This window comes from Neisseria sp. HMSC064E01, from assembly GCF_001808875.1.
In the GTDB taxonomy this organism is placed as follows: Bacteria; Pseudomonadota; Gammaproteobacteria; order Burkholderiales; family Neisseriaceae; genus Neisseria; species Neisseria sicca_A.
In genome coordinates this window covers 49111-69367 of sequence record NZ_KV794943.1, presented here as the reverse complement: position 1 = coordinate 69367, position 20257 = coordinate 49111, and the positions used below count along the sequence as shown (strand labels likewise).

General features: G+C 52.9%; 16 protein-coding genes. 9 read left to right on the top strand and 7 right to left on the bottom strand.

Features of this window, described 5'->3' with window-relative positions; all coding sequences use genetic code 11:
- Positions 1–599: 599 nt before the first annotated feature.
- The gene (locus HMPREF2572_RS08260; protein WP_070497620.1) at positions 600–1157 is read left to right on the top strand and encodes an NADAR family protein; all 558 of its coding nucleotides are present in this window, start codon (positions 600–602) and stop codon (positions 1155–1157) included.
- A 67-nt stretch (positions 1158–1224) separates the two neighbouring features.
- Here HMPREF2572_RS08260 and ccoP read toward each other — a convergent pair whose 3' ends face one another.
- Genes ccoP through ccoN form a run of 4 tightly spaced genes read right to left on the bottom strand, consistent with a single transcriptional unit; the run spans position 1225 to position 4854 of the window.
- Positions 1225–2583: a cytochrome-c oxidase, cbb3-type subunit III gene (ccoP, locus tag HMPREF2572_RS08255; protein WP_083294199.1), complete on the bottom strand. Its 1359-nt coding sequence runs from the start codon at positions 2581–2583 to the stop codon at positions 1225–1227.
- A 30-nt stretch (positions 2584–2613) separates the two neighbouring features.
- Complete coding sequence (locus HMPREF2572_RS08250) at positions 2614–2781, bottom strand: cbb3-type cytochrome oxidase subunit 3 (protein WP_019270010.1); 168 nt, start codon at positions 2779–2781, stop codon at positions 2614–2616.
- A 4-nt stretch (positions 2782–2785) separates the two neighbouring features.
- The gene (gene ccoO, locus HMPREF2572_RS08245; protein WP_003741675.1) at positions 2786–3397 is read right to left on the bottom strand and encodes a cytochrome-c oxidase, cbb3-type subunit II; all 612 of its coding nucleotides are present in this window, start codon (positions 3395–3397) and stop codon (positions 2786–2788) included.
- Between the two features lie 23 nt (positions 3398–3420).
- Positions 3421–4854 (bottom strand): cytochrome-c oxidase, cbb3-type subunit I, encoded by a 1434-nt coding sequence (gene ccoN, locus HMPREF2572_RS08240; RefSeq protein WP_197067790.1) that lies wholly within the window; start codon positions 4852–4854, stop codon positions 3421–3423.
- A 329-nt stretch (positions 4855–5183) separates the two neighbouring features.
- On the opposite strand from ccoN, the gene HMPREF2572_RS08235 reads away from it, so the two are divergent.
- The 3 genes from HMPREF2572_RS08235 to HMPREF2572_RS08225 all read left to right on the top strand — a co-directional run bounded on the left by HMPREF2572_RS08235 (position 5184) and on the right by HMPREF2572_RS08225 (position 8747).
- Positions 5184–6947: a M61 family metallopeptidase gene (locus tag HMPREF2572_RS08235; RefSeq protein ID WP_070497619.1), complete on the top strand. Its 1764-nt coding sequence runs from the start codon at positions 5184–5186 to the stop codon at positions 6945–6947.
- 64 nt (positions 6948–7011) lie between these two features.
- Entirely contained in the window at positions 7012–7452 is a 441-nt protein-coding gene (locus HMPREF2572_RS08230; protein ID WP_070497617.1) for a TIGR01244 family sulfur transferase, read from the top strand.
- A 377-nt stretch (positions 7453–7829) separates the two neighbouring features.
- Positions 7830–8747 (top strand): lysophospholipid acyltransferase family protein, encoded by a 918-nt coding sequence (locus HMPREF2572_RS08225; protein ID WP_070497615.1) that lies wholly within the window; start codon positions 7830–7832, stop codon positions 8745–8747.
- Positions 8748–8872: 125 nt separating this feature from the next.
- On the opposite strand, the gene HMPREF2572_RS08220 is transcribed toward HMPREF2572_RS08225, so the two are convergent.
- A complete protein-coding gene (locus HMPREF2572_RS08220; RefSeq protein ID WP_070497613.1) occupies positions 8873–10507 on the bottom strand; it encodes a CTP synthase in 1635 nt (544 codons plus the stop codon).
- A gap of 192 nt (positions 10508–10699) precedes the next feature.
- Here HMPREF2572_RS08220 and HMPREF2572_RS08215 point away from each other — a divergent pair, with 192 nt between their 5' ends.
- Entirely contained in the window at positions 10700–12010 is a 1311-nt protein-coding gene (locus HMPREF2572_RS08215) for a sulfate adenylyltransferase subunit 1 (protein WP_070497611.1), read from the top strand.
- Between the two features lie 320 nt (positions 12011–12330).
- Here HMPREF2572_RS08215 and HMPREF2572_RS08210 read toward each other — a convergent pair whose 3' ends face one another.
- Positions 12331–12969 (bottom strand): bifunctional 4-hydroxy-2-oxoglutarate aldolase/2-dehydro-3-deoxy-phosphogluconate aldolase, encoded by a 639-nt coding sequence (locus tag HMPREF2572_RS08210; protein ID WP_003757978.1) that lies wholly within the window; start codon positions 12967–12969, stop codon positions 12331–12333.
- Positions 12970–13462: 493 nt separating this feature from the next.
- A complete protein-coding gene (gene edd / locus HMPREF2572_RS08205; protein ID WP_070497607.1) occupies positions 13463–15298 on the bottom strand; it encodes a phosphogluconate dehydratase in 1836 nt (611 codons plus the stop codon).
- 601 nt (positions 15299–15899) lie between these two features.
- Here edd and zwf point away from each other — a divergent pair.
- The 4 genes from zwf (at position 15900) to hexR (ending at position 20136) form a co-directional block, all read left to right on the top strand.
- The gene (gene zwf, locus HMPREF2572_RS08200) at positions 15900–17345 is read left to right on the top strand and encodes a glucose-6-phosphate dehydrogenase (protein WP_070497604.1); all 1446 of its coding nucleotides are present in this window, start codon (positions 15900–15902) and stop codon (positions 17343–17345) included.
- 215 nt (positions 17346–17560) lie between these two features.
- Positions 17561–18256 (top strand): 6-phosphogluconolactonase, encoded by a 696-nt coding sequence (gene pgl / locus HMPREF2572_RS08195; RefSeq protein ID WP_070497602.1) that lies wholly within the window; start codon positions 17561–17563, stop codon positions 18254–18256.
- Positions 18237–19238, top strand: a complete 1002-nt coding sequence (locus HMPREF2572_RS08190) for a glucokinase (protein ID WP_070497600.1) — start codon at positions 18237–18239, stop codon at positions 19236–19238. The genes pgl and HMPREF2572_RS08190 overlap by 20 nt, the downstream gene beginning before the upstream one ends.
- A gap of 49 nt (positions 19239–19287) precedes the next feature.
- Positions 19288–20136, top strand: a complete 849-nt coding sequence (gene hexR / locus HMPREF2572_RS08185; protein ID WP_070497598.1) for a DNA-binding transcriptional regulator HexR — start codon at positions 19288–19290, stop codon at positions 20134–20136.
- Positions 20137–20257: the final 121 nt, after the last annotated feature.

Below are 20257 nucleotides of genomic sequence, written 5' to 3'. Positions count from 1 at the left end.
TCGTCTGAAATCCGTTTTCAGACGACCTTTTTTTCTATCGGTAATGGCATGAATAGCGAAGTTATAGTGGATTAAATTTAAATCAGGACAAGGCGATGAAGCCGCAGATAGTACAGATAGTACGGAACCGATTCACTTGGTGCTTTAAGCACCTTAGAGAATCGTTCTCTTTGAGCTAAGGCGAGACAACGCCGTACTGGTTTAAATACTTTCATCTATATCTTCCGTGATACAGTAAATTAACTTTCAATCAGTATGGTATCCTCTTCTCTTGTTTTACCATCTATATTCTCTGAGGTTTCATCCCGTCCTGATTTAAGGTTAATCTCCTGCGCCTGCGCATATCATGAGTCTTAAATCACGCAACACCCCATCGATCTGAATTTATAGTGGATTAAATTTAAACCAGTACGGCGTTGCCTCGCCTTAAGCTCAAAGAGAACGATTCTCTAAGGTGCTGAAGCACCCAAGTGAATGGTTCCGTACTATCTGGATTTTGGGGAATTTTGCAAAGGTCTCTATCTGTACTATCTGCGGCTTCGTCGCCTTGTCCTGATTTAAATTTAATCCACTATAATACACAATAAGAAAGAAATACCATGCCTGCACTCTACTCTCTTGCTGATTTGAAAGCCGCCTATCAGCGCAAAGAAAAGCTGAAATATCTATACTTCTGGGGACATACTCCAAAACATAAAAATGAAACAGACAAAGCCGTCTTCAGCCAATGGTATCCGGCACCCTTTGAAATCGACGGCATCCGCTATGCGACTGCCGAACATTATATGATGGCTGAAAAGGCAAAATTATTCGGTGCAGACGATATCCGACGCCAAATCATCGCTTCTGCGCATCCAAAACAGGCGAAGGATTTAGGGCGACAAGTCATCGGATTTAAAGACGACATTTGGAATGCCCACCGCTTCGATATCGTTTGCAAGGGCAATCATGCCAAGTTTAGCCAACACCCCGATTTGAAACGCTTTCTGCTTGACACAGGCAGCCGCATTCTAGTGGAAGCCAGTCCGGTAGATACAATCTGGGGAATTGGACTTGCCCAAGATGACCCACGCGTCCAAAATCCGCTGCAATGGCGGGGCTTAAACCTGCTTGGCTTTGCTTTAATGAAAGTACGGGACGAACTTCAGGTCGTCTGAAACCTACTTTCAGACGACCCCATAAAAAAACGCACCTTATGAAAAGGTGCGTTTTAATTTCTACGATTTAGAATTTAGCGCCGGATTGGTTGGCCATATAGTCAACCGCTGCTTTGACTTCGTCATCACTCAGGCTTGTGTTACCGCCTTTGGCAGGCATGGAGTTAAAACCTTCGAGCGCGTGTTTGTGCAGGGTATCTTTACCTTGCTTGATACGCGGAGCCCACTCGTCGTTTTTGCCTATACCTGGAGCGCCTGGGATGGTGCCGCCGTGACACATTTTGCAGTTGGCTTCAAAAACAGCTTTACCGTCTACTTTAGCAGATGAAGCGTCTGCTTTTTCTGCAGGTTTGGCTTCAGAAGCAGCAGGTGCTTTTGCATCAGTTGCTGAAGCAGCTTTTTCAGCTTGAGCCGGAGCGGAAGCAGATGAAGCGGCAGTAGATGATGCAGCGGTAGAAGCAGGTGCCGGAGCAGGTTCAGCTTTTTTCACCGGTGCTTTGCCGTCTTTGTTAGACAGACCCCATACATACGCAGTCATGATGTGGAGCTTGTCTTTATCCAAGAAATGACCCCAAGCAGGCATCTGGCTGTGTCGACCGTTGGTGATGGTTTCGATAATCGATTTTTGAGTACCGCCCCACAACCATACGTCGTCGGTCAGGTTCGGACCCAAGCCTTGAATACCTTGACCTTTATCGCCGTGACAGGTAAAGCAGTTTGCGGGAGGACCGCTGAACAATGCTTTACCGCGGGCAGCGCGTTCTTCATCGTATTGATCTTTAGGTTTGGACAAGGACATGACATAGTTTGCCACATCTTTTACGCGCTCTTCACCCAGTGCAGGACCCCATGCAGCCATTTGTGCCGTACGGCCTTTTTCAATGGTCTCATGGATTTTCTCAGGCTCGCCGCCCCACAACCAATCGTTGTCGGTCAAATTCGGGAAGCCTTTGGAACCTTTGGCATCAGAACCGTGACATTGGATACAGTAGGTATTGAAGAGGTTTTGACCGATGGCGCGTGCTTCAGGATCTTTTGCCACTTTCTCAATCGGCATTTTGGCAAATTTGGCATAAACTTTGCCGTACTCTTGATCAGCTTTAGCCATTTCTTTCTCGTATTGTCCCTTGCTGCTCCATTTCCACTGTCCTTTATAATCGCCCAAACCCGGATACATTACCAAGTAGCCGATACCGAACAGCCAAGTACAGACATACAGCCAAAACCACCAACGCGGCAGCGGGTTGTTGTATTCTTCAATACCGTCCCATTCATGACCTGTCGTTTTAACTTCTTCGCCCTTTTTAGGACGCTTCACAACGTTTTGGGAAAGCAGCAGCCATGCCAAGCCGATAAAGCTGAGCACGACAATAACTGCAATGTATATATTCCAGAAATTGCTGGTAAATTGGGATGTTGTGTTCATTCTTTTGCTCCGTGATCACGGACTAAACTGTTATCGCCCGTCTTTTTCAGACGACTCTTTATCATCATTGTCGAAAATACTGTTGGCAGCATCATCGTAGTTCTTTTTATTACGTCGATTAAAAACAATATAAAGCACTAAGATGAAGCTGATAAAAACCCAAACAGTAAAGAGCGAGCGAGCCCAGTTTGCGTCCATGATGTTACCTTACGTTTTTCAATGCCAAGCCTAAGCCTTGCAGGTATGCAATCACCGCATCCAGCTCTGATTTGTCTGCCAAAGCTTCAGGAGCTTTTGCAATCTCTTCATCGCTGTAAGGCGTACCAACTTTACGCAGGGCTTTCATATGCGCCACGGTTGCTTCGGCATCAACTTTGTTGCGTGCAAGCCATGGGAAAGCAGGCATATTGGACTCCGGCACAACGTCGCGCGGATTCAGCAAGTGGATGCGGTGCCATTCGTCGGAATAGCGGCCGCCCACACGAGCCAAATCCGGACCGGTACGTTTGGAACCCCATTGGAATGGATGGTCATAAACAGACTCACCGGCAACAGAGTAGTGACCGTAACGTTCGGTTTCTGCACGGAACGGACGAATCATTTGAGAGTGACAGTTGTAACAACCCTCGCGGATATAGATGTCACGACCAGCCACTTGCAAAGCGTTATAAGGTTTCACACCTTCAATAGGCTGGGTTACAGCCTTGGAGAAGAACAGCGGCACGGCTTCAATCAACAGACCTACGCTGACTACAAGCAGGGTAAATACAATCAGGACGCCGACTTTTTCTTCAGCTAATTGTTGTAATTTCATTTTGGTAGCCTTTTCTTATGTTTTTAGTGGTGCTGGGTTTGAGACACCGCGGGAATCTCGGCATCAACCGCTTTGCCACTGATGGCCGTACGGTAAACGTTGTATGCCATGATACACATACCGCTCAGGTACAGCAGGCCGCCGGTGAAACGAATCATGTAGTAAGGCATGGTGCGTTTAACTGACTCTACAAACGAATAAGTCAAAGTACCGTCCGCATTCAGAGAACCCCACATCAGACCTTGCAATACACCGGCAATCCACATGGAGGCGATATACAGAACCACGCCGATGGTCGCGATCCAGAAGTGTGCTTCCACCAATTTGGTGCTGTACATTTCATTTTTGCCGAACAAGCGGGGAATCATGTAGTACACGGAACCAATGGTCACGAAACCTACCCAGCCCAATGCGCCGGCATGAACGTGTGCAACGGTCCAGTCAGTGTAGTGGCTCAAAGCGTTGACGGTTTTGATGGACATCATCGGACCTTCGAAGGTAGACATACCGTAGAAGGAAAGAGAGACGATCAAGAATTTCAAGATAGGGTCGGTACGCAGCTTGTCCCATGCGCCGGACAAGGTCATGATACCGTTGATCATACCGCCCCAAGAAGGTGCGAACAGAATCAGGGACAACACCATACCCAAGGACTGGGTCCAGTCAGGCAGAGCGGTATAGTGCAAGTGGTGGGAACCTGCCCACATATAGGTAAAAATCAAAGCCCAGAAGTGGACGACGGACAGGCGGTAAGAATAAACCGGACGACCTGCTTGTTTCGGTACGAAGTAGTACATCATGCCCAAAAAGCCTGCAGTCAGGAAGAAACCTACGGCATTGTGGCCATACCACCATTGAACCATAGCATCGATTGCGCCCGCATAAACCGGATAGGATTTCATGAAGCCCGCAGGAATGCTCAGGTTATTGACGATGTGCAACAGGGCAACGGCCAAAATGAAGCCGCCGTAGAACCAGTTGGCAACGTAGATGTGTTTGATTTTACGTTTGGCAATCGTACCGAAGAATACGATGGCGTAAGCAATCCAAACCAAAGCGATCAGGATGTCGATAGGCCATTCCAATTCAGCATACTCTTTAGCTTGGGTATAACCCAAAGGCAGGCTGACGACTGCGCCAACGATAACCGCCTGCCAGCCCCAGAAGGTAAATGCCGGCAGCCAACCACCAAACAGGCGTGCATTACAGGTACGTTGAACAACGTAGTATGATGTACCCATCAGACCGCAACCGCCGAACGCAAAAATTACCGCGTTGGTGTGCAACGGACGCAGACGGCCGAAGTGGAACCAGGGGCCGACATCTGATAAATCGAGGGCGGGGGCAAACAATTGGGCGGCGACAATGACGCCGACCAACATGCCCACAATGCCCCAAACTACGGTCATGATGGCGAACTGGCGCACCACTTTGTAGTTATAAGTTTGTGTGTCCATGAGAGTCTCCATGAATTATGGGAATAAAAATTTTTTATCTCACTTTGCCGTATGCATTTTGAAAAAACGCAATAAGGGCTAAGTTTAAATTTTTCTAAATTTAACATATAAGACAAGCCTAGCCAAGCGGAATTACATTTCACACCATATGGCCAAACTATCGATTTTTTATATTTTTTACTTTATAATCATAATTTTATTTAAAAACCCTCCCAATAGTACTACTTTATTTTTTCAAGCCTCTCTTTTGAATGAGGCTTTATTGATATAAATTAAATTGCATAACTTGACTTCCATATTCATAAAATTTAACAAATACATTAATAGCTATGATTAATTACAAAATCACCCCTAACCCGCTCGCCCACGAGTGGCACATCCGCCTAACCTTCCGACAAGAACATGATTTGGAAACAGAAATCAGCCTTCCGAACTGGGTTCCCGGCAGCTATCTGATACGCGATTTCTCACGCCACATCACCACCATCCGCGCTTTTTGCAATGGCGAATATACCCACCTGACCCAAGTCAAAAAAAACCGATGGCGCACTGCCCCGCAGTCCGGAGAGTGGGAAATTTACTACACCGTTTACGCCTACGACCTGTCCGTCCGCGGCTCGTTTTTGACTGCCGAACGCGGGTTCTTTGACGGCGCATGCCTGTTTTTGCAGGTAAACGGACACGAAAACAGCACGCACCAAATCGAATTCCCCATCCTGCCGAAAACATGGCGGATTGCCACCACCCTGCCCCAAACCGACGTCCACAGCTTTCAGACGACCTCATACCACGATTTAATCGACTACCCTGTCGAATTGGGCAACATCGAATTTCTCGATTTTGAAGCCGGCGGCATACCGCACCGCATCGCCTTGAGCGGCCACTATCCCGATTTCAACCGCGACCGCCTTGTGTCAGACATCCGCAAAATCTGCGAAACCGAACTGGCAATGTTCCCCTCCCCTACCCCGTTCACGCATTACCTTTTCCTGCTCCACGTCGGCGACAACATCTACGGCGGGCTTGAACACATCAGCAGCACCGCCCTGCTCGCCGACCGCCACAGCCTGCCGCCGCACGGCATGACTGAAGCCAACGACGCTTACACCCAACTGCTCGGATTGTTCTCACACGAATACTTCCACGCCTGGAACGTCAAATCCATCAAACCCGCCGCCTTCGCCCCCTACGACCTCGACCGCGAAAACTACACCGAACAACTCTGGGCGTTTGAAGGCATCACCTCCTACTACGACGACCTCTTCCTCGCCCGCAGCCGCACCATCGCCCCCGAAGCCTACCTGCGCCTGCTCGCCCAAAGCATCACCCGCGTTCAGCAAACCAAAGGTCGTCTGAAACAAAGCCTAGCCGAATCCAGCTTCACCGCTTGGAACAAATTCTACAAACAAGACGAAAACAGCCCCAACGCCATCGTCAGCTATTACCAAAAAGGTGCACTCGCCGCCCTCTGCCTCGACCTCGCCATCTACAGCAAAAGCAGCGGGCGACACACCCTCGATAGCGTCATGCAGCAACACTACCGCGATTGGCTAAACACCCGACAAGGCATCCCCGAAAAACAATGGCAAGCCCGTTGCCAAGCCTTTACCGGCCTAGACCTCAAAGACTTTTTTCAGACGATCCTCTACACCACCGCCGACCTGCCCCTTGCTGAACTCCTCGCCACCATAGGCATCGGACTGCAATGGCAGGCGCAACCGCGCAGCCACGGCGGCGCATTCCTGTCAGAACCGCCAACCGAAACGCCCGCCCCCGCCTCCGACTTCGGCGCAAGGTTCAAACAAAGCAGCGACCACGCCACCCTGACCCACGTCTTCAACGGCGGCAGCGCAGAAAACGCCGCCCTCTGCCCGCAGGACAGAATCGTCGCCATCGACGGCTACGCCTGCACCGACTTTGCCGCACAATGGGCGCAACTTCCCATCGGTTACACCGCCCGCCTCCACTACTTCCGCACCGGCATCCTGTACGTCGCCGACATCACCGTCCAAGCCGCCGAAGCCGACACTGCCGTCCTCTACATCACCGACCGCGATTTATTTGAAAAATGGCTTTATAATGACCGAGCCTGATTTTCAGACGACCTCAAGTGCCGGATCGAGGTCGCCTGAAAACCACTTACAGAAAGGAAAACCCATGTCCATCCAAAAACTTGCCGACAACCTCTACATCGCCCCGCAACTGACCGAAGCAGACGTACAAGAAGCCGCCAAACTCGGCATCCAAACCGTCATCTGCAACCGTCCCGACGGCGAAGAAGAAAACCAAGTTACGTTCAAACAAGTCGAAAGCTGGCTTGAAGCTGCGGGCATCCGCGAGCACCACCATCAACCTGTTGTCGCGCCCGCCATCAACGCCGCCGATGTCGCCGCCTTCCAAAACCTGCTCAAAAGCGTTCCCCAACCCGTCCTCGCCTACTGTCGCACCGGTACCCGCTGTTCACTGCTCTGGGGCTATCATCAGGTGCAAAACGGCGCAAGCGTCGCCGAAGTCGTCGCTGCCGCACAACAAGCAGGCGTCAATCTGAGCAACTTTGAAGCCCGCCTGCAAGACGCGCAACAAAACGGTCTGGCGTAACACGCTATCCGTTTACCCAAACGCAAAGGTCGTCTGAAAAACCGTTTCAACGAAATGAAACTGGTTTCAGACGACCTTTTTATGCGCCATGCCGTTTGGCGAACCGAATGAACGCATCCGTTATAGTGGATTAACAAAAATCAGGACAAGGCGATGAAGCCGCAGATAGTACAGATAGTACGGAACCGATTCACTTGGTGCTTCAGTATTTTTAGAGAATCGTTCTCTTTGAGCTAAGGCGAGGTAACGTCGTCCTAGTTTAAAGTTAATCCACTATATTTTAAGCATGGCGGCAATCCGATACATTCGGATGAAACTCAATATCCAGACCTGCCGTTTTCATTTACAATCCTCCCGTTCCATCTCATCAATCTATTATGCAAATCCTGCTCACTTTTTTGTTTAAATGCTTTGCGGCTCTACCTTTGCCGCTTTTACACGCTCTGGGGAATGCGGCGGGCGGCTTGGGCTATTATCTGCTCAAAAGCGACCGGCAGCGCGTGTTCGACAATATGCGGCTTGCCGGATTGAATCCCGAGCCTTCGTCGGTCAAAGCCGTTTTCCGCGAAACGGCAAAAGGCGGGCTGGAATTGCCCGTCGCCTTTTTCAGACGACCTGAAAGCATTGAAACGCTATTTAAAGAAGTGCACGGTTGGGAACATGTCCAATCGGCTTTGGACGCCGGAGAAGGACTGTTGTTTATTACCCCGCACATCGGCAGCTACGACCTCGCCGGACGCTATATCAGCCAGCAGCTTCCATTTCCGCTGACCGCCATGTACAAACCGCCTAAAATCAAAGCCTTGGATTCCGTCATGCAGGCGGGGCGCGTTCGCGGCAAAGGGAAAACCGCCCCCACCAATATTCAAGGCGTCAAACAAGTCATTAAGGCTTTGCGTTCCGGCGAAGCGACGATTGTCTTGCCCGACCATGCCCCCTCCCCCGAAGAAGGCGGCGACGGCGTATGGGTGCCGTTTTTCGGAAAATACGCCTACACCATGACGCTGGCGGGCAAACTGGCGCAAGTCAAAGGCGTGAAGGCGCTGTTTTTCTGCGGCGAGCGTTTGCCGAACGGCAAAGGATTTGTGCTGCACATCGAGCCTATGCGCGGCGAGCTGAACGGCGACAAACAACACGACGCGCAAATTATCAATGAAAACACCGAATACTGGATACGCCGCTTCCCAACTCAGTATCTGTTTATGTACAACCGCTACAAACAGCCCGCAGGCGCACCGCTTTCGCCCGACTGGAAACCGGAACCCGGTTGGAAACCTGAGCAAATACAAGACTGAACATTCCTTGCGGGTCGTCTGAAAAGGCGGCTGACGTCTTGTTTCTCAAAACATAGCCACACCAACACAAAAAAGCACCTCAATCGAGGTGCTTTTTCTCTTTTCAGACGACCTTTTGCCGAGCATCAGCCTTTTTTATTGTTCAACGCGGCTTTGACAAACGCGCTGAACAAAGGATGGCCTTTGCGCGGATTGGAGGTGAACTCGGGGTGGAACTGGCAGGCGAAGAACCAAGGATGGTTCGGCAGTTCGATGGTTTCGACCAAGCGTTCGCGTCCTGCGGATACGCCGCCGATGACCAAGCCTGCCTGTTCCAGCGTAGGAACGTAGTTGTTGTTGACTTCGTAGCGGTGGCGGTGGCGCTCGCGGATGTGTTCGCTGCCATAGATTTTGGCGGCGAGGCTGCCTGCTTTCAATTCAACTTCTTGCGCGCCCAAACGCATGGTGCCGCCCAAATCGGCGGATTCGTCGCGGGTTTCGACGCTGCCGTCGGCGGTTTGCCATTCGTCAATCAGGGCGACGACAGGTGCGGCGCATTTGAGGTCAAACTCGGTGGAATTCGCGCCTTTCAAGCCTGCCACATCGCGGGCGTATTCGATCAGCGCAATCTGCATACCGAGGCAGATGCCCAAATATGGCACGTTGTTTTCACGGGCGTAGCGCACGGCGGCGATTTTGCCTTCCACGCCGCGCGAGCCGAAACCGCCGGGAACAAGAATAGCGTCCATGTCTTTGAGCATGGAAACATCGCCGTTGTTTTTCTCGATGTTTTCGCTGTCAACGAAGGTGATTTGCACGTCGGTTTCGGTGTGGATACCCGCGTGTTTTAGGGCTTCGATCAGCGATTTGTAGGATTCGGTCAAATCGACGTATTTGCCTACCATAGCGATTTTGACGGTGTGCTTCGGATTTTTGATGGCATGGACGATTTTTTTCCACGCGGTCAAATCCGCCTGTTGCACGTTAAGCTGCAACTGCTCGGTAATGATGTTGTCGATGCCTTGGTCGTGCAGCATTTCGGGGCATTCGTAGATGCTGTCCACGTCGTAGCTGCCGACAATCGCGCGCTCTTCCACATTGCAGAACAAGGCGATTTTGCGGCGTTCGTCCGCCGGCATGGTTCTGTCCATGCGGCAAATCAGGATGTCGGGCTGCAAACCGATGCTCAACATTTCTTTAACGGTATGCTGGGTCGGCTTGGTTTTGATTTCGCCGGCGGCGGCGATGTAGGGAACGTAGCTCAAGTGGGCGAACAAGGTGTTGTTGCGTCCCAACTGGCTGCGCATCTGACGGATGGCTTCCAAAAACGGCAGAGACTCAATGTCGCCGACCGTGCCGCCGATTTCGACGATGGCCACATCGTAACCCGCCGCGCCTTCGTGGATGCGGCGTTTGATTTCGTCGGTGATGTGCGGGATGACTTGAACCGTACCGCCGAGGTAGTCGCCGCGGCGTTCTTTGGCGATGACGTTTTCGTAGACCTGCCCCGTGCTGAAGCTGTTGCGGCGGGTCATGGTGGCGTTGATGAAACGTTCGTAGTGTCCCAAGTCGAGGTCGGTTTCCGCGCCGTCGTCGGTCACGAACACTTCGCCGTGCTGGAACGGGCTCATCGTGCCGGGGTCGACGTTGATATAAGGATCGAGCTTGAGCATGGTCACGTTCAAACCGCGCGATTCGAGGATGGTGGCAATAGAAGCGGCGGCGATACCTTTTCCGAGTGAAGATACGACGCCGCCGGTTACGAAAATAAATTTAGTCATGATGCAGTACCCATGTTGGAATACGGGATTTTACCTTTAAGCGGGTTTTCTGGCAAACGCGGGAAGCCGACCTCGTCTGAAAGAAAACGCCCGAATATAACGAAATCATCTTTTTTTAAAACCAAGCATTCTTTCCCATTTTCAGACGACCTCATTAAAGTAACGTGCAATCCGAGAAATAAGGAAAGAACCATGACCGCAACCACTGCCCCACTTTTGCGCTTCATCACCGCCGGTAGCGTCGACGACGGCAAATCCACCCTCATCGGCCGCCTGCTCTACGACAGCAAAACCCTGCTGACCGACCAACTCGACAAACTCAACCGCGCCGCCGAAAACGGCGAAACGCCCGACTTCGCTAGCCTCACCGACGGCCTTGCCGCCGAGCGCGAACAAGGCATCACCATCGATGTCGCCTACCGCTATTTCGCCACGTCCAAGCGCAAATTCATCATCGCTGACACGCCCGGACACGAACAATACACCCGCAACATGGTAACGGGCGCATCGACCGCCGATGCCGCCATCGTCCTGATAGACGCAACGCGCGTCGATTTTTCCGGCAGCGAACCCGTCCTCCTGCCGCAGACCAAACGCCACAGCGCGATTCTGAAACTCTTGGGCTGCCCCAATATCATCGTCGCCGTCAACAAACTCGACCTACTCGACTTCGACGAAACCAAATATCAGGCCATTACCGCAGCCTACCGCAAACTGGCGGAACAAATCGGCCTCCAAGCCCAAATCCACTTCCTGCCCATCAGCGCGTTAAAAGGCGACAACATCGTCAACGCCAGCAGCCAAACCCCGTGGTATCAAGGTTTACCGTTGTTACCCCTGCTCGAAAGCCTGCCCGTCAACCGCCAAAACGCCGCCGACCAAGCCGCCCATTTCCCCGTACAGCGCGTCGCACGGCAAGACGGCAGCAGCAGCGACGACTTCCGCGGCTATCAAGGCAGGCTGGAAGCAGGTCGTCTGAAAACAGGTGACGAAGTCAAAATCCTGCCTAGCAGACATGCCGCCAAAATCGCCGAAATCTACAATCCAAACGGCAAAACCGAATCCGCCGAAGCGGGCGAAGTGCTGACCGTCACGCTCGACACCGACCTCGACATCTCGCGCGGCAACAGCATCGCCGCCGCCGACAGCCCCGTCGCGCCCGAACAGCAGTTCCAAGCCGCGCTGTGCTGGTTCGACGACATCCCGCTCAACCTGCGCCGCAAATACCTGCTGAAACACACCACCCAAACCACGCCCGTCAAAATCAGCGCGATTTCCTACGTTTGGGACGTGAACACCCTCAGCCGCGTCGAATCCGCCGACACGCTCAAACTCAACGACATCGGCAGCGTCAGTCTCAAAACCCAGCAGCCGATCGCCGCCGTGCCCTACGAAGAAAACCACGCACTCGGCGCATTCATCCTGATAGACGAAGCCACCAACCACACCGTTGCCGCAGGCATGATACGCAAGGCAGACCAAGCAGACAGTTTTGAAATTTGAAACAGGGGCATCTTGAATTGAAGAGGTCGTCTGAAAAACCGAAGCAGAGTTTTTCAGACGACCTCTTTAAGTATGACAGACTAAGGTAGGAAATATCGCAAGTCGGCTTTAAGCCTGCGGCGTTGCCTTGTCCTCATCCAACGCGATGGAAAATTACAGCAGATTAAATAACGGAATCGCGGCATGGCATTTTTTATTTGGATACATGGCAAAAGGTCGTCTGAAATCCAAAATCAGATTTTCAGACGACCTTTGTATTGCTTGTATAACCCTAACAGTCAGACAAGATGGCTTCTAAATATGACTGAGTTCTTGAAGCATCAGGCTTTGGGTTTCAACGCCGCCGCTTCTTTGGCAAGGCGGGTGATGGTGTCCCAGTCTTTGTTTTTAACGGCTTCTTTCGGCGTCAGCCATGAGCCGCCGACGCATAAGACGTTGGGCAGTGCCAAGTAATCGGGCGCGGTTGCGAGGCTGATGCCGCCGGTCGGGCAGAAGCGCACGTCGGCATAAGGGCCGTAGAGTGCTTTGAGCATGGCTTTGCCGCCGACGACTTCAGCGGGAAAGAGTTTGAGGGTGTCGATGCCGTGTTCCAAAGCCAGTTGGACTTCGCCTGGAGTGGCAACGCCGGGAATCAGGGGGATGCCGCTGTTGTGGCTGGCTTTGGCGAGGGATTCGTGCAAACCCGGGCTGATGGCGAAAACCGCGCCTGCGTCTTCGACGGCTTTGAGCTGTTCGGGGTTGGTAACCGTACCCGCGCCGACGATGGCGTTGGGCACTTCTTTGGCAATCAGGCGGATGGCGTCGAGGCCGACTGGGGTGCGCAAGGTAATTTCGAGGGTGGGGATACCGCCTTCGACAAGGGCGTGGGACAAATCGACGGCGGTGCTCAAGTCGTCAATCGCCATCACAGGCACAACTGCGCCGGCAGTCAGGATTTCGCGTGGGGTCAGTTTGGACATTTCGATTCTCCAGGTGGGATGGGGTTTTAAGTTTTCAGACGACCTTTTGGGGCTGTATTCGGATACCCGTATCCGACAAATGCCTCTGATAACGTCGGATTCGAGAATCCGACCTACGTCTTTGGTTTTGTTCGCGGGCTAAGCCCACACTACGTCTGCTGCGTTCAAATGGAACGGGGTTTTAAGTTTTCAGACGACCTTTGGGCTGTAGGTCGGATTCTTGAATCCGACATCTTGGATGGCTGTGTCGGATTTCGAGAATCCGGCCTACGTCTTTGGTTTTGTTCGTGGGCTAAGTCCACGCTACGTCTGATGCGTTCAAATGGAACGGGGTTTTAAGTTTCAGACGACCTTTGGGGCTGTATTCAGATACCCGTATCCGACAAATGCCCCTGATAACATCGGATTCGAGAATCCGACCTACGTCTGTTTTAAACGGCTTCAATAATTTTTCAGACGACCTTCCGTTTGAAAAGGTCGTCTGAAACGTGCATCAGGCAAATTCGCCGCCGAAGCTCATGGCGCCGGTTTCTGCGCTGCTGGTCATGCTGCGGAAGTTGGCGAAGAGTTCGCGGCCGCAGCCTTGTTGGTTCGCGCTCAAGTCGATGCGTTCGACTTCGCGGGCGTTCCATTCGGCTTCGTTGATCAGGACGTTGAGCTCGCCGGTAACGGAGTCGAAGCGGATCAAGTCGCCGGTACGGATTTTGGCGATGTTGCCGCCCATCAGGGCTTCGGGCGTCATGTGGATGGAGGCAGGAACTTTGCCGGACGCGCCGGACATACGGCCGTCGGTCAGCAGTGCCACTTTGAAGCCGCGGTCTTGCAGGATGCCCAAAGGCGGGGTCAGTTTGTGCAACTCGGGCATACCGTTGGCGCGCGGGCCTTGGTAGCGGACGACACAGACAAAATCGCGTTCCAACTCGCCGCGTTCGAATGCCGCCAACACTTCGCGTTGGTCGTTGAACACGATGGCAGGCGCTTCGATGATGCGGCAGCCTTCACGCACGGCGGACACTTTAATCACGCCGCGTCCGATATTGCCTTTCATCAGGCGCAAACCGCCGTCTGGGGAGAACGGGTTGTCGGCTTTGCGCAGGATGTCGTCGTTGCCGCTGGTTTCGGGGGCTTCGCGCCATTCGAGTTTGCCGTCGATGAGGAAAGGTTCTTTGGTGTAGTGGCGCATGCCGTGTCCGACGACGGTATCGACATCGTCGTGCAACAGGCCTGCGTCCAGCAATTCGCGGATAACGAAAGGCAGGCCGCCTGCTGCGGTAAAGTGGTTCACGTCGGCTTTACCGTTGGGGTACACGCGGATAAGCAGCGGGATGATGGAGGAAATTTCGTCGAAGTCGTCCCAGTTCAAAATCACGCCGGCGGCGCGCGCCATGGCAACGAGGTGCATGGTGTGGTTGGTCGAGCCGCCGGTTGCCATCAGGCCAATCAGGGCGTTGATGAAGGATTTTTCGGTCAACATTTCACCCAAGGGTTTGATGGTGCCGTTTTTGATGCCGCGTGCGAGGTGTCCGGCGGCGTAGCGGGTCAGGGCTTCTCGCAGGTCGGTATAGGGATGGACGAAAGCGGCGGCGGGCAGGTGTACGCCCATCATTTCCATCATCATTTGGTTGGAGTTTGCCGTGCCGTAGAAAGTGCAGGTGCCGGGGCTGTGGTATGACCCCATTTCGCTTTCGAGCAAGGCATCACGACCGACTTTACCTTCGGCGAAAAGTTGGCGGGTACGGGCTTTTTCTTTATTGCCTATGCCGCTGGACATCGGGCCTGCGGGAACGAAGATGCCGGGAATATGACCGAACGAAAGCGCGCCAATCATCAAACCCGGCACGATTTTGTCGCAAACACCCATAAACAGGCTGCCGTCAAACATTTGGTGCGACAGACCGATGGCGGTACTCATGGCGATGACGTCGCGGGAGAACAGCGACAATTCCATACCGGCGTAGCCTTGCGTGATGCCGTCGCACATGGCGGGCGTACCGCCGGCGACTTGGGCGGTCGCGCCGTTTTTCTGCGCTTCGTCTTTGATTTGGTCGGGGAAGTCTTTAAACGGCTGGTGTGCGGAAACCATGTCGTTGTAGGCTGTGATGATGCCTAAGTTGGGGACGGTGTCCTGAAGCATTTCGATTTTGATGCTTTTGGGCATGGAGGCGTAGCCGTGCGCCAGGTTGCTGCAACCGAGCTGGTTGCGCTCCAGCCGTCCCATTTGTTTGGCGCTGCGGATTTTCGCCAGATATTTTTCGCGGGTCGGACGGCTGCGTTCGATGATGCGCTCGGTGATTTCGGCGAGCTTGGGGTGGATAGGAGTGGGATTCATGTTCGGTCTCCTGTCGGAAGGGGTGGTATGGGATTTTTGTTTGCGCGTTTCTGATTTTTTGTATTGGGTGTGGGGCGTTCAGCGTTTCAGACGACCTTTCAAACCTTACAAGGGGTCGTCTGAAAGCCTCACTATAGTGGATTAACTTTAAACCATTACAGCGCTGCCTCGCCTTTCCGTACTATCTGGATTTTGGGGAATTTTGCAAAGGTCTCTATCTGTACTATCTGCGGCTTCGTCGCCTTGTCCTGATTTAAAGTTAATCCACTATATTTAGATGTAGGCTATTATAATACAAAACCTGTAATTTAGTTACAAAATAATCTGCTAAATGTAAGAAATTTGATTTAAATCGTGATATGCGTCATTTGTGAAAATCTACCAGACCAAACTCATCAAACTTTTAAACTAAGTCAAATAATTTGTAAAAATGAGAATAGACAAAATGTGTAGCCATGTGTAGTATTACTACTCATTAGCCCGCCTGTTTTGAAATTTTGATGCAGGCGATTGGTTTCCATTGCTTTTCTGCCGAAACCGCCCGTCTTTCACGGCATCCGGCGGCACCGGCACAAGGCCTTCCTCAACGAGAGATAAAACGATGAGTACACAAACAAATTTTGATTTGGTGTTGTTCGGCGCGACCGGCGATTTGGCAATGCGTAAGCTGCTGCCTTGTCTGTATCAGGCGCACGTTGCAGGGTTGCTCAATCCTCAGGGTCGTATTTTAGGTGTCAGCCGCAGCGATTTGGATACGGCGGGCTTTTTGGCAAAAGTGGAAACCAACTCCAAAATCCATGTCAAACAAAACTTTTCAGACGACGCTTGGGCATCGTTCGTCAAACGCATCGAATATCTGAAAGTCGACGTTACCCAAGAAGCCGATTTTGCCGCTTTGGGCGAAAAAGTCAAAGCCCGCAAAGAGACCGACAACGTCATCATCTATCTTTCCACCGCGCCGAAATTCTTCGCGCAAGCCTGCGAAAACCTTGCCAAAGTCGGACTGAACGCCGACAACGCGCGCGTCGTTTTGGAAAAACCGCTGGGTACCGACCTCGCCTCTTCCCAACAAATCAATACCGATGTCGCCCGCTACTTCAAAGAAAGCCAAATCTACCGCATCGACCACTACTTAGGCAAAGAAAGCCTGCAAAACCTGCTGGCGCTGCGTTTTGCCAACGTGATGTTCGAGCCGTTGTGGAACAACAAATACATCGAAAGCGTACAACTGACCATCGCCGAACAGCTCGGCGTGGAAGAGCGCGGCGAGTTCTACGACATTACCGGCGCACTGCGCGACATGGTGCAAAACCACCTGATGCAAATGCTGTGTATGACCGCGATGGAAGCGCCTGCCAGCCTGGATGCCGACGCAGTGCGCGATGAAAAAGTCAAAGTCATCAAATCTTTGAAACCGCTGACCATCGAATCCGTCAACGAAAACGTCGTACGCGGACAATACACCGCCGCCAAAGGCATGAACGGCTATCTGGAAGAAATCAACGTTCCGCAAGACAGCTTCACCGAAACCTACGTCGCCATCAAAGCCGAAATCGAAAACGACCGCTGGAAAGACGTCCCCTTCTATCTGCGCACCGGCAAACGCATGGCGGGCAAAGTGGCGGAAATCGTATTGAACTTCCGTTCGCTGCAAAACCATATTTTTGAAAACAGCCAAGCCGCGCCCAACCGTTTGGTTATCGAATTGCAGCCGACCGAATCCGTGCGCCTCTATACGCAGATGAAAACGCCGGGCGCAGGCAACAAAGTCGAAATCGTGCCGCTGGCAACCGACTTGGAAAAAGCTCTTGAAGGCCGCCGCGCCGAAGCTTACGAACGCCTGCTGCTGGACGTCATCAACGGCAAGCTCGCCCTCTTCAACCGCCGCGATGAACTCGAAGCCGCTTGGGAATATGTGATGCCGATTTTGGACAACTGGGCAAGCAACACCACCCCGCCGCACGGCTACGACGCGCATTCATGGGGACCGGAAGCCGCCCGCGAACTCTTGGCGCGCGACGGACATAAGTGGCACGAAGACCAGTAAAGCCTTTTCAGACGACCTTTGCTTGAAGCGTTCTCGGTTCAAAAAGGTCGTCTGAAAACCATAAGGCGGCGGATTAGGCGTTTCCCGTCAACTTTCACGCCACCATCAACGACACAGGCTCTTACTTACTTTCCCGCTCACAAACACTGCCTTTCAGACGACCGCCCACATCCTTCTTAAAAAAGGTCGTCTGAAAACAGAGAAAGGACACTTTTATGTTCGTTTGGCATGAATACGAAAACGCAGCAGCAGCCTCAGAAGCTTTGGCGGACGCAGTAGCCGCCGCGCTGCAAAACGCGCTGGATAACAAAGGCAGCGCAGTATTGGCGGTTTCCGGCGGCCGCTCGCCGATTCCGTTCTTCCAAGCCCTGTCGCAAAAAGATTTGGACTGGCAAAAAGTCGGCATTACTTTGGTTGACGAGCGCATCGTGCCGACTACCCACGCCGACAGCAACACCGCCTTGGCACACGAATACCTGCTGCAAAACAAAGCCGCCGCAGCGACTTGGATTCCCGTTGTCGAAGCGGGCAAATCTGAAACTGAATTACAACCCGACAGCGTCGTTGCCTACGCGCTGAAACATTACAAACAACCTGACGTGCTGATTTTGGGCATGGGTGGCGACGGACATACCGCCTCCCTCTTCCCGCAAGCGCCGCAGCTGAATGCAGCCATCAACGAATCGAACGACCCGACCCTTATCCACACCACGCCCGTTACCGCGCCGCACGAGCGCATCAGCATGACCTTGGGCGCCATCGCCAAAACGGGAAACGTCTTTCTGTCGATTCAGGGTGCGGAAAAGAAAGCCGTGTTCGACAAAGCTGCCTCACGCGCCGATTTGGAATATCCGACCAGCCTGGTATTGAACCATCAAGGAGTGAACTGCCATGTCTTCTACTCAAACTGATATTCAACAACCCGTCAGCAAAAGTTATCCGCGCCTCGTTGCCGACATTGGCGGCACCAACGCCCGCTTCGCGCTCGAAACCGCCCCGCAGCAGATTGAACACGCCAAAGTCTTGCCGTGCAAAGACTATGACACCATCGTCGATGCCGCCCGCTCCTATTTGGAACAGACAGGCGGAGTCGATGTGCGCCACGCCGCCTTCGCCATGGCGAATCCGATTTTGGGCGACTGGGTGCAAATGACCAACCACCATTGGGCGTTTTCCATCGAAACCACCCGTCAGGCATTGGGGCTGGACACCCTTATCCTCTTGAACGACTTTACCGCGCAGGCATTGGCGGTAACGCAGACTTCAAGCAAAGACCTGATGCAGATCGGCGGGCAAAAACCGGTCGAATTTGCCCCCAAAGCCGTCATCGGCCCGGGAACCGGTTTGGGCGTCAGCGGACTGGTACACAGCCCCGCAGGCTGGGTGGCACTTGCCGGCGAAGGCGGACATTCCAGCTTCCCGCCGTTTGACGACATGGAAGTTTTGATCTGGCAGTATGCGAAAAACAAATACGGCCATGTTTCCGCCGAACGCTTCCTCAGCGGCGCAGGTTTGAGCCTGATTTACGAAGCACTCGCCAAACGCGACAAACTGAAAAACTACCGCCTCAAACCGTCCGAAATCACCGAAAAAGCCTTAAGCGGCACTTCCCCGCTCTGCCGTCAGACTTTGGACATCTTCTGCGCCATGCTCGGCACGGTTGCCTCCAACCTCGCCCTGACGCTGGGTGCGCGTGGCGGCGTGTATTTGTGCGGCGGCATCATCACCCGCGTTTTGGAATATTTTAAAACCTCACCTTTCCGCAGCCGCTTTGAAAACAAAGGCCGTTTCGAAGCCTATCTCGCCGCGATTCCCGTCTATGTCGTCTTAAGCGAATTTCCGGGCATCACCGGCGCAGCGGCGGCACTCGACAACCACTTGAAAAACGTTTAATCACACAAGCCGCCTCGACAAGGGGCGGCACACACCGAAGGGCATATTTATGTTAAGCAAAATCAGCGAATCACTGTCAAACCTGTCGGGCGCGGAACGCAAAGTCGCCGAATGCGCCTTGGCAGAACCCAAATGGTTTGTCCATGCCGCCGTCGCCGAAATCGCCGAGCGCGCATCCGTCAGCCAGCCGACCGTTATCCGTTTTTGCCGCAGCCTGGGCTACAAAGGACTGCCCGAGTTCAAACTCGCCCTGTCCGCCAGCATAGGCCACGAAGGTATGCCCTACGTCCATGAAGAACTCAACACCGACGACGACATGAGTGTCGTGGTCGAAAAAGTTTTGGGCAACGCCGCCGCCTCCATTTTGGGCGAACGCCGCTTCCTGAAAGAAGCCGAGCTGGAAAACGCCATCGCCACACTGATGCACGCCCGCCGTGTCGAGTTCTACGGCGTCGGTAACTCCGGTATCGTCGCCCAAGACGCGCAGCATAAGTTCTTCCGCTTCGGCATCTCCACCGTTGCCTACGTCGATACCCACACCCAGCTGATGGCGGCCTCCGTCCTGTCCGATCAAGACGTCCTCGTCGCCATTTCCAACACCGGCTCGTCCATCGAGCTTTTAGACGCCGTCAGCATCGCCAAAGAAAACGGCGCAGCAGTGATTGCCCTGACCCGCAACGACTCCCCGCTGGCGCAACTTGCCGACTGCGTTTTGAGCATCGCCACGCAGGAAAACGCCGAACTCTACACCCCAATGGTTTCCCGCCTGCTGCAACTTGCCGTCATCGACATCCTCGCCATCGGACTCGCCCTGCGCTTGGGCGATGCCGCCAGCCTGCAACTGCAAAAAAGCAAAAAAAGCATACACAACAAACACGTCGATTACGATAAAGACTAAACTATACATTTTCAGACGACCCGACATATCCCAAGGTCGTCTGAAAATACCGACCGACAAATCAGTGCTACCGTTATCCTCAACACCAACACTAAATATAGTGGATTAACAAAAATCAGGA

Excerpts from the sequence above, each read along its gene's own strand:
- HMPREF2572_RS08225 (WP_070497615.1), top strand. The coding sequence starts at position 7,830 with ATGCAAATCCTGCTCACTTTTTTGTTTAAATGCTTTGCGGCTCTACCT.
- HMPREF2572_RS08230 (WP_070497617.1), top strand. The coding sequence starts at position 7,012 with ATGTCCATCCAAAAACTTGCCGACAACCTCTACATCGCCCCGCAACTG.
- HMPREF2572_RS08215 (WP_070497611.1), top strand. The coding sequence starts at position 10,700 with ATGACCGCAACCACTGCCCCACTTTTGCGCTTCATCACCGCCGGTAGC.
- HMPREF2572_RS08235 (WP_070497619.1), top strand. The coding sequence starts at position 5,184 with ATGATTAATTACAAAATCACCCCTAACCCGCTCGCCCACGAGTGGCAC.
- edd (WP_070497607.1), bottom strand. The coding sequence starts at position 15,298 with ATGAATCCCACTCCTATCCACCCCAAGCTCGCCGAAATCACCGAGCGC.
- ccoP (WP_083294199.1), bottom strand. The coding sequence starts at position 2,583 with ATGAACACAACATCCCAATTTACCAGCAATTTCTGGAATATATACATT.
- HMPREF2572_RS08210 (WP_003757978.1), bottom strand. The coding sequence starts at position 12,969 with ATGTCCAAACTGACCCCACGCGAAATCCTGACTGCCGGCGCAGTTGTG.
- pgl (WP_070497602.1), top strand. The coding sequence starts at position 17,561 with ATGTTCGTTTGGCATGAATACGAAAACGCAGCAGCAGCCTCAGAAGCT.
- hexR (WP_070497598.1), top strand. The coding sequence starts at position 19,288 with ATGTTAAGCAAAATCAGCGAATCACTGTCAAACCTGTCGGGCGCGGAA.
- HMPREF2572_RS08250 (WP_019270010.1), bottom strand. The coding sequence starts at position 2,781 with ATGGACGCAAACTGGGCTCGCTCGCTCTTTACTGTTTGGGTTTTTATC.
- ccoO (WP_003741675.1), bottom strand. The coding sequence starts at position 3,397 with ATGAAATTACAACAATTAGCTGAAGAAAAAGTCGGCGTCCTGATTGTA.
- HMPREF2572_RS08190 (WP_070497600.1), top strand. The coding sequence starts at position 18,237 with ATGTCTTCTACTCAAACTGATATTCAACAACCCGTCAGCAAAAGTTAT.
- zwf (WP_070497604.1), top strand. The coding sequence starts at position 15,900 with ATGAGTACACAAACAAATTTTGATTTGGTGTTGTTCGGCGCGACCGGC.
- HMPREF2572_RS08220 (WP_070497613.1), bottom strand. The coding sequence starts at position 10,507 with ATGACTAAATTTATTTTCGTAACCGGCGGCGTCGTATCTTCACTCGGA.
- HMPREF2572_RS08260 (WP_070497620.1), top strand. The coding sequence starts at position 600 with ATGCCTGCACTCTACTCTCTTGCTGATTTGAAAGCCGCCTATCAGCGC.
- ccoN (WP_197067790.1), bottom strand. The coding sequence starts at position 4,854 with ATGGACACACAAACTTATAACTACAAAGTGGTGCGCCAGTTCGCCATC.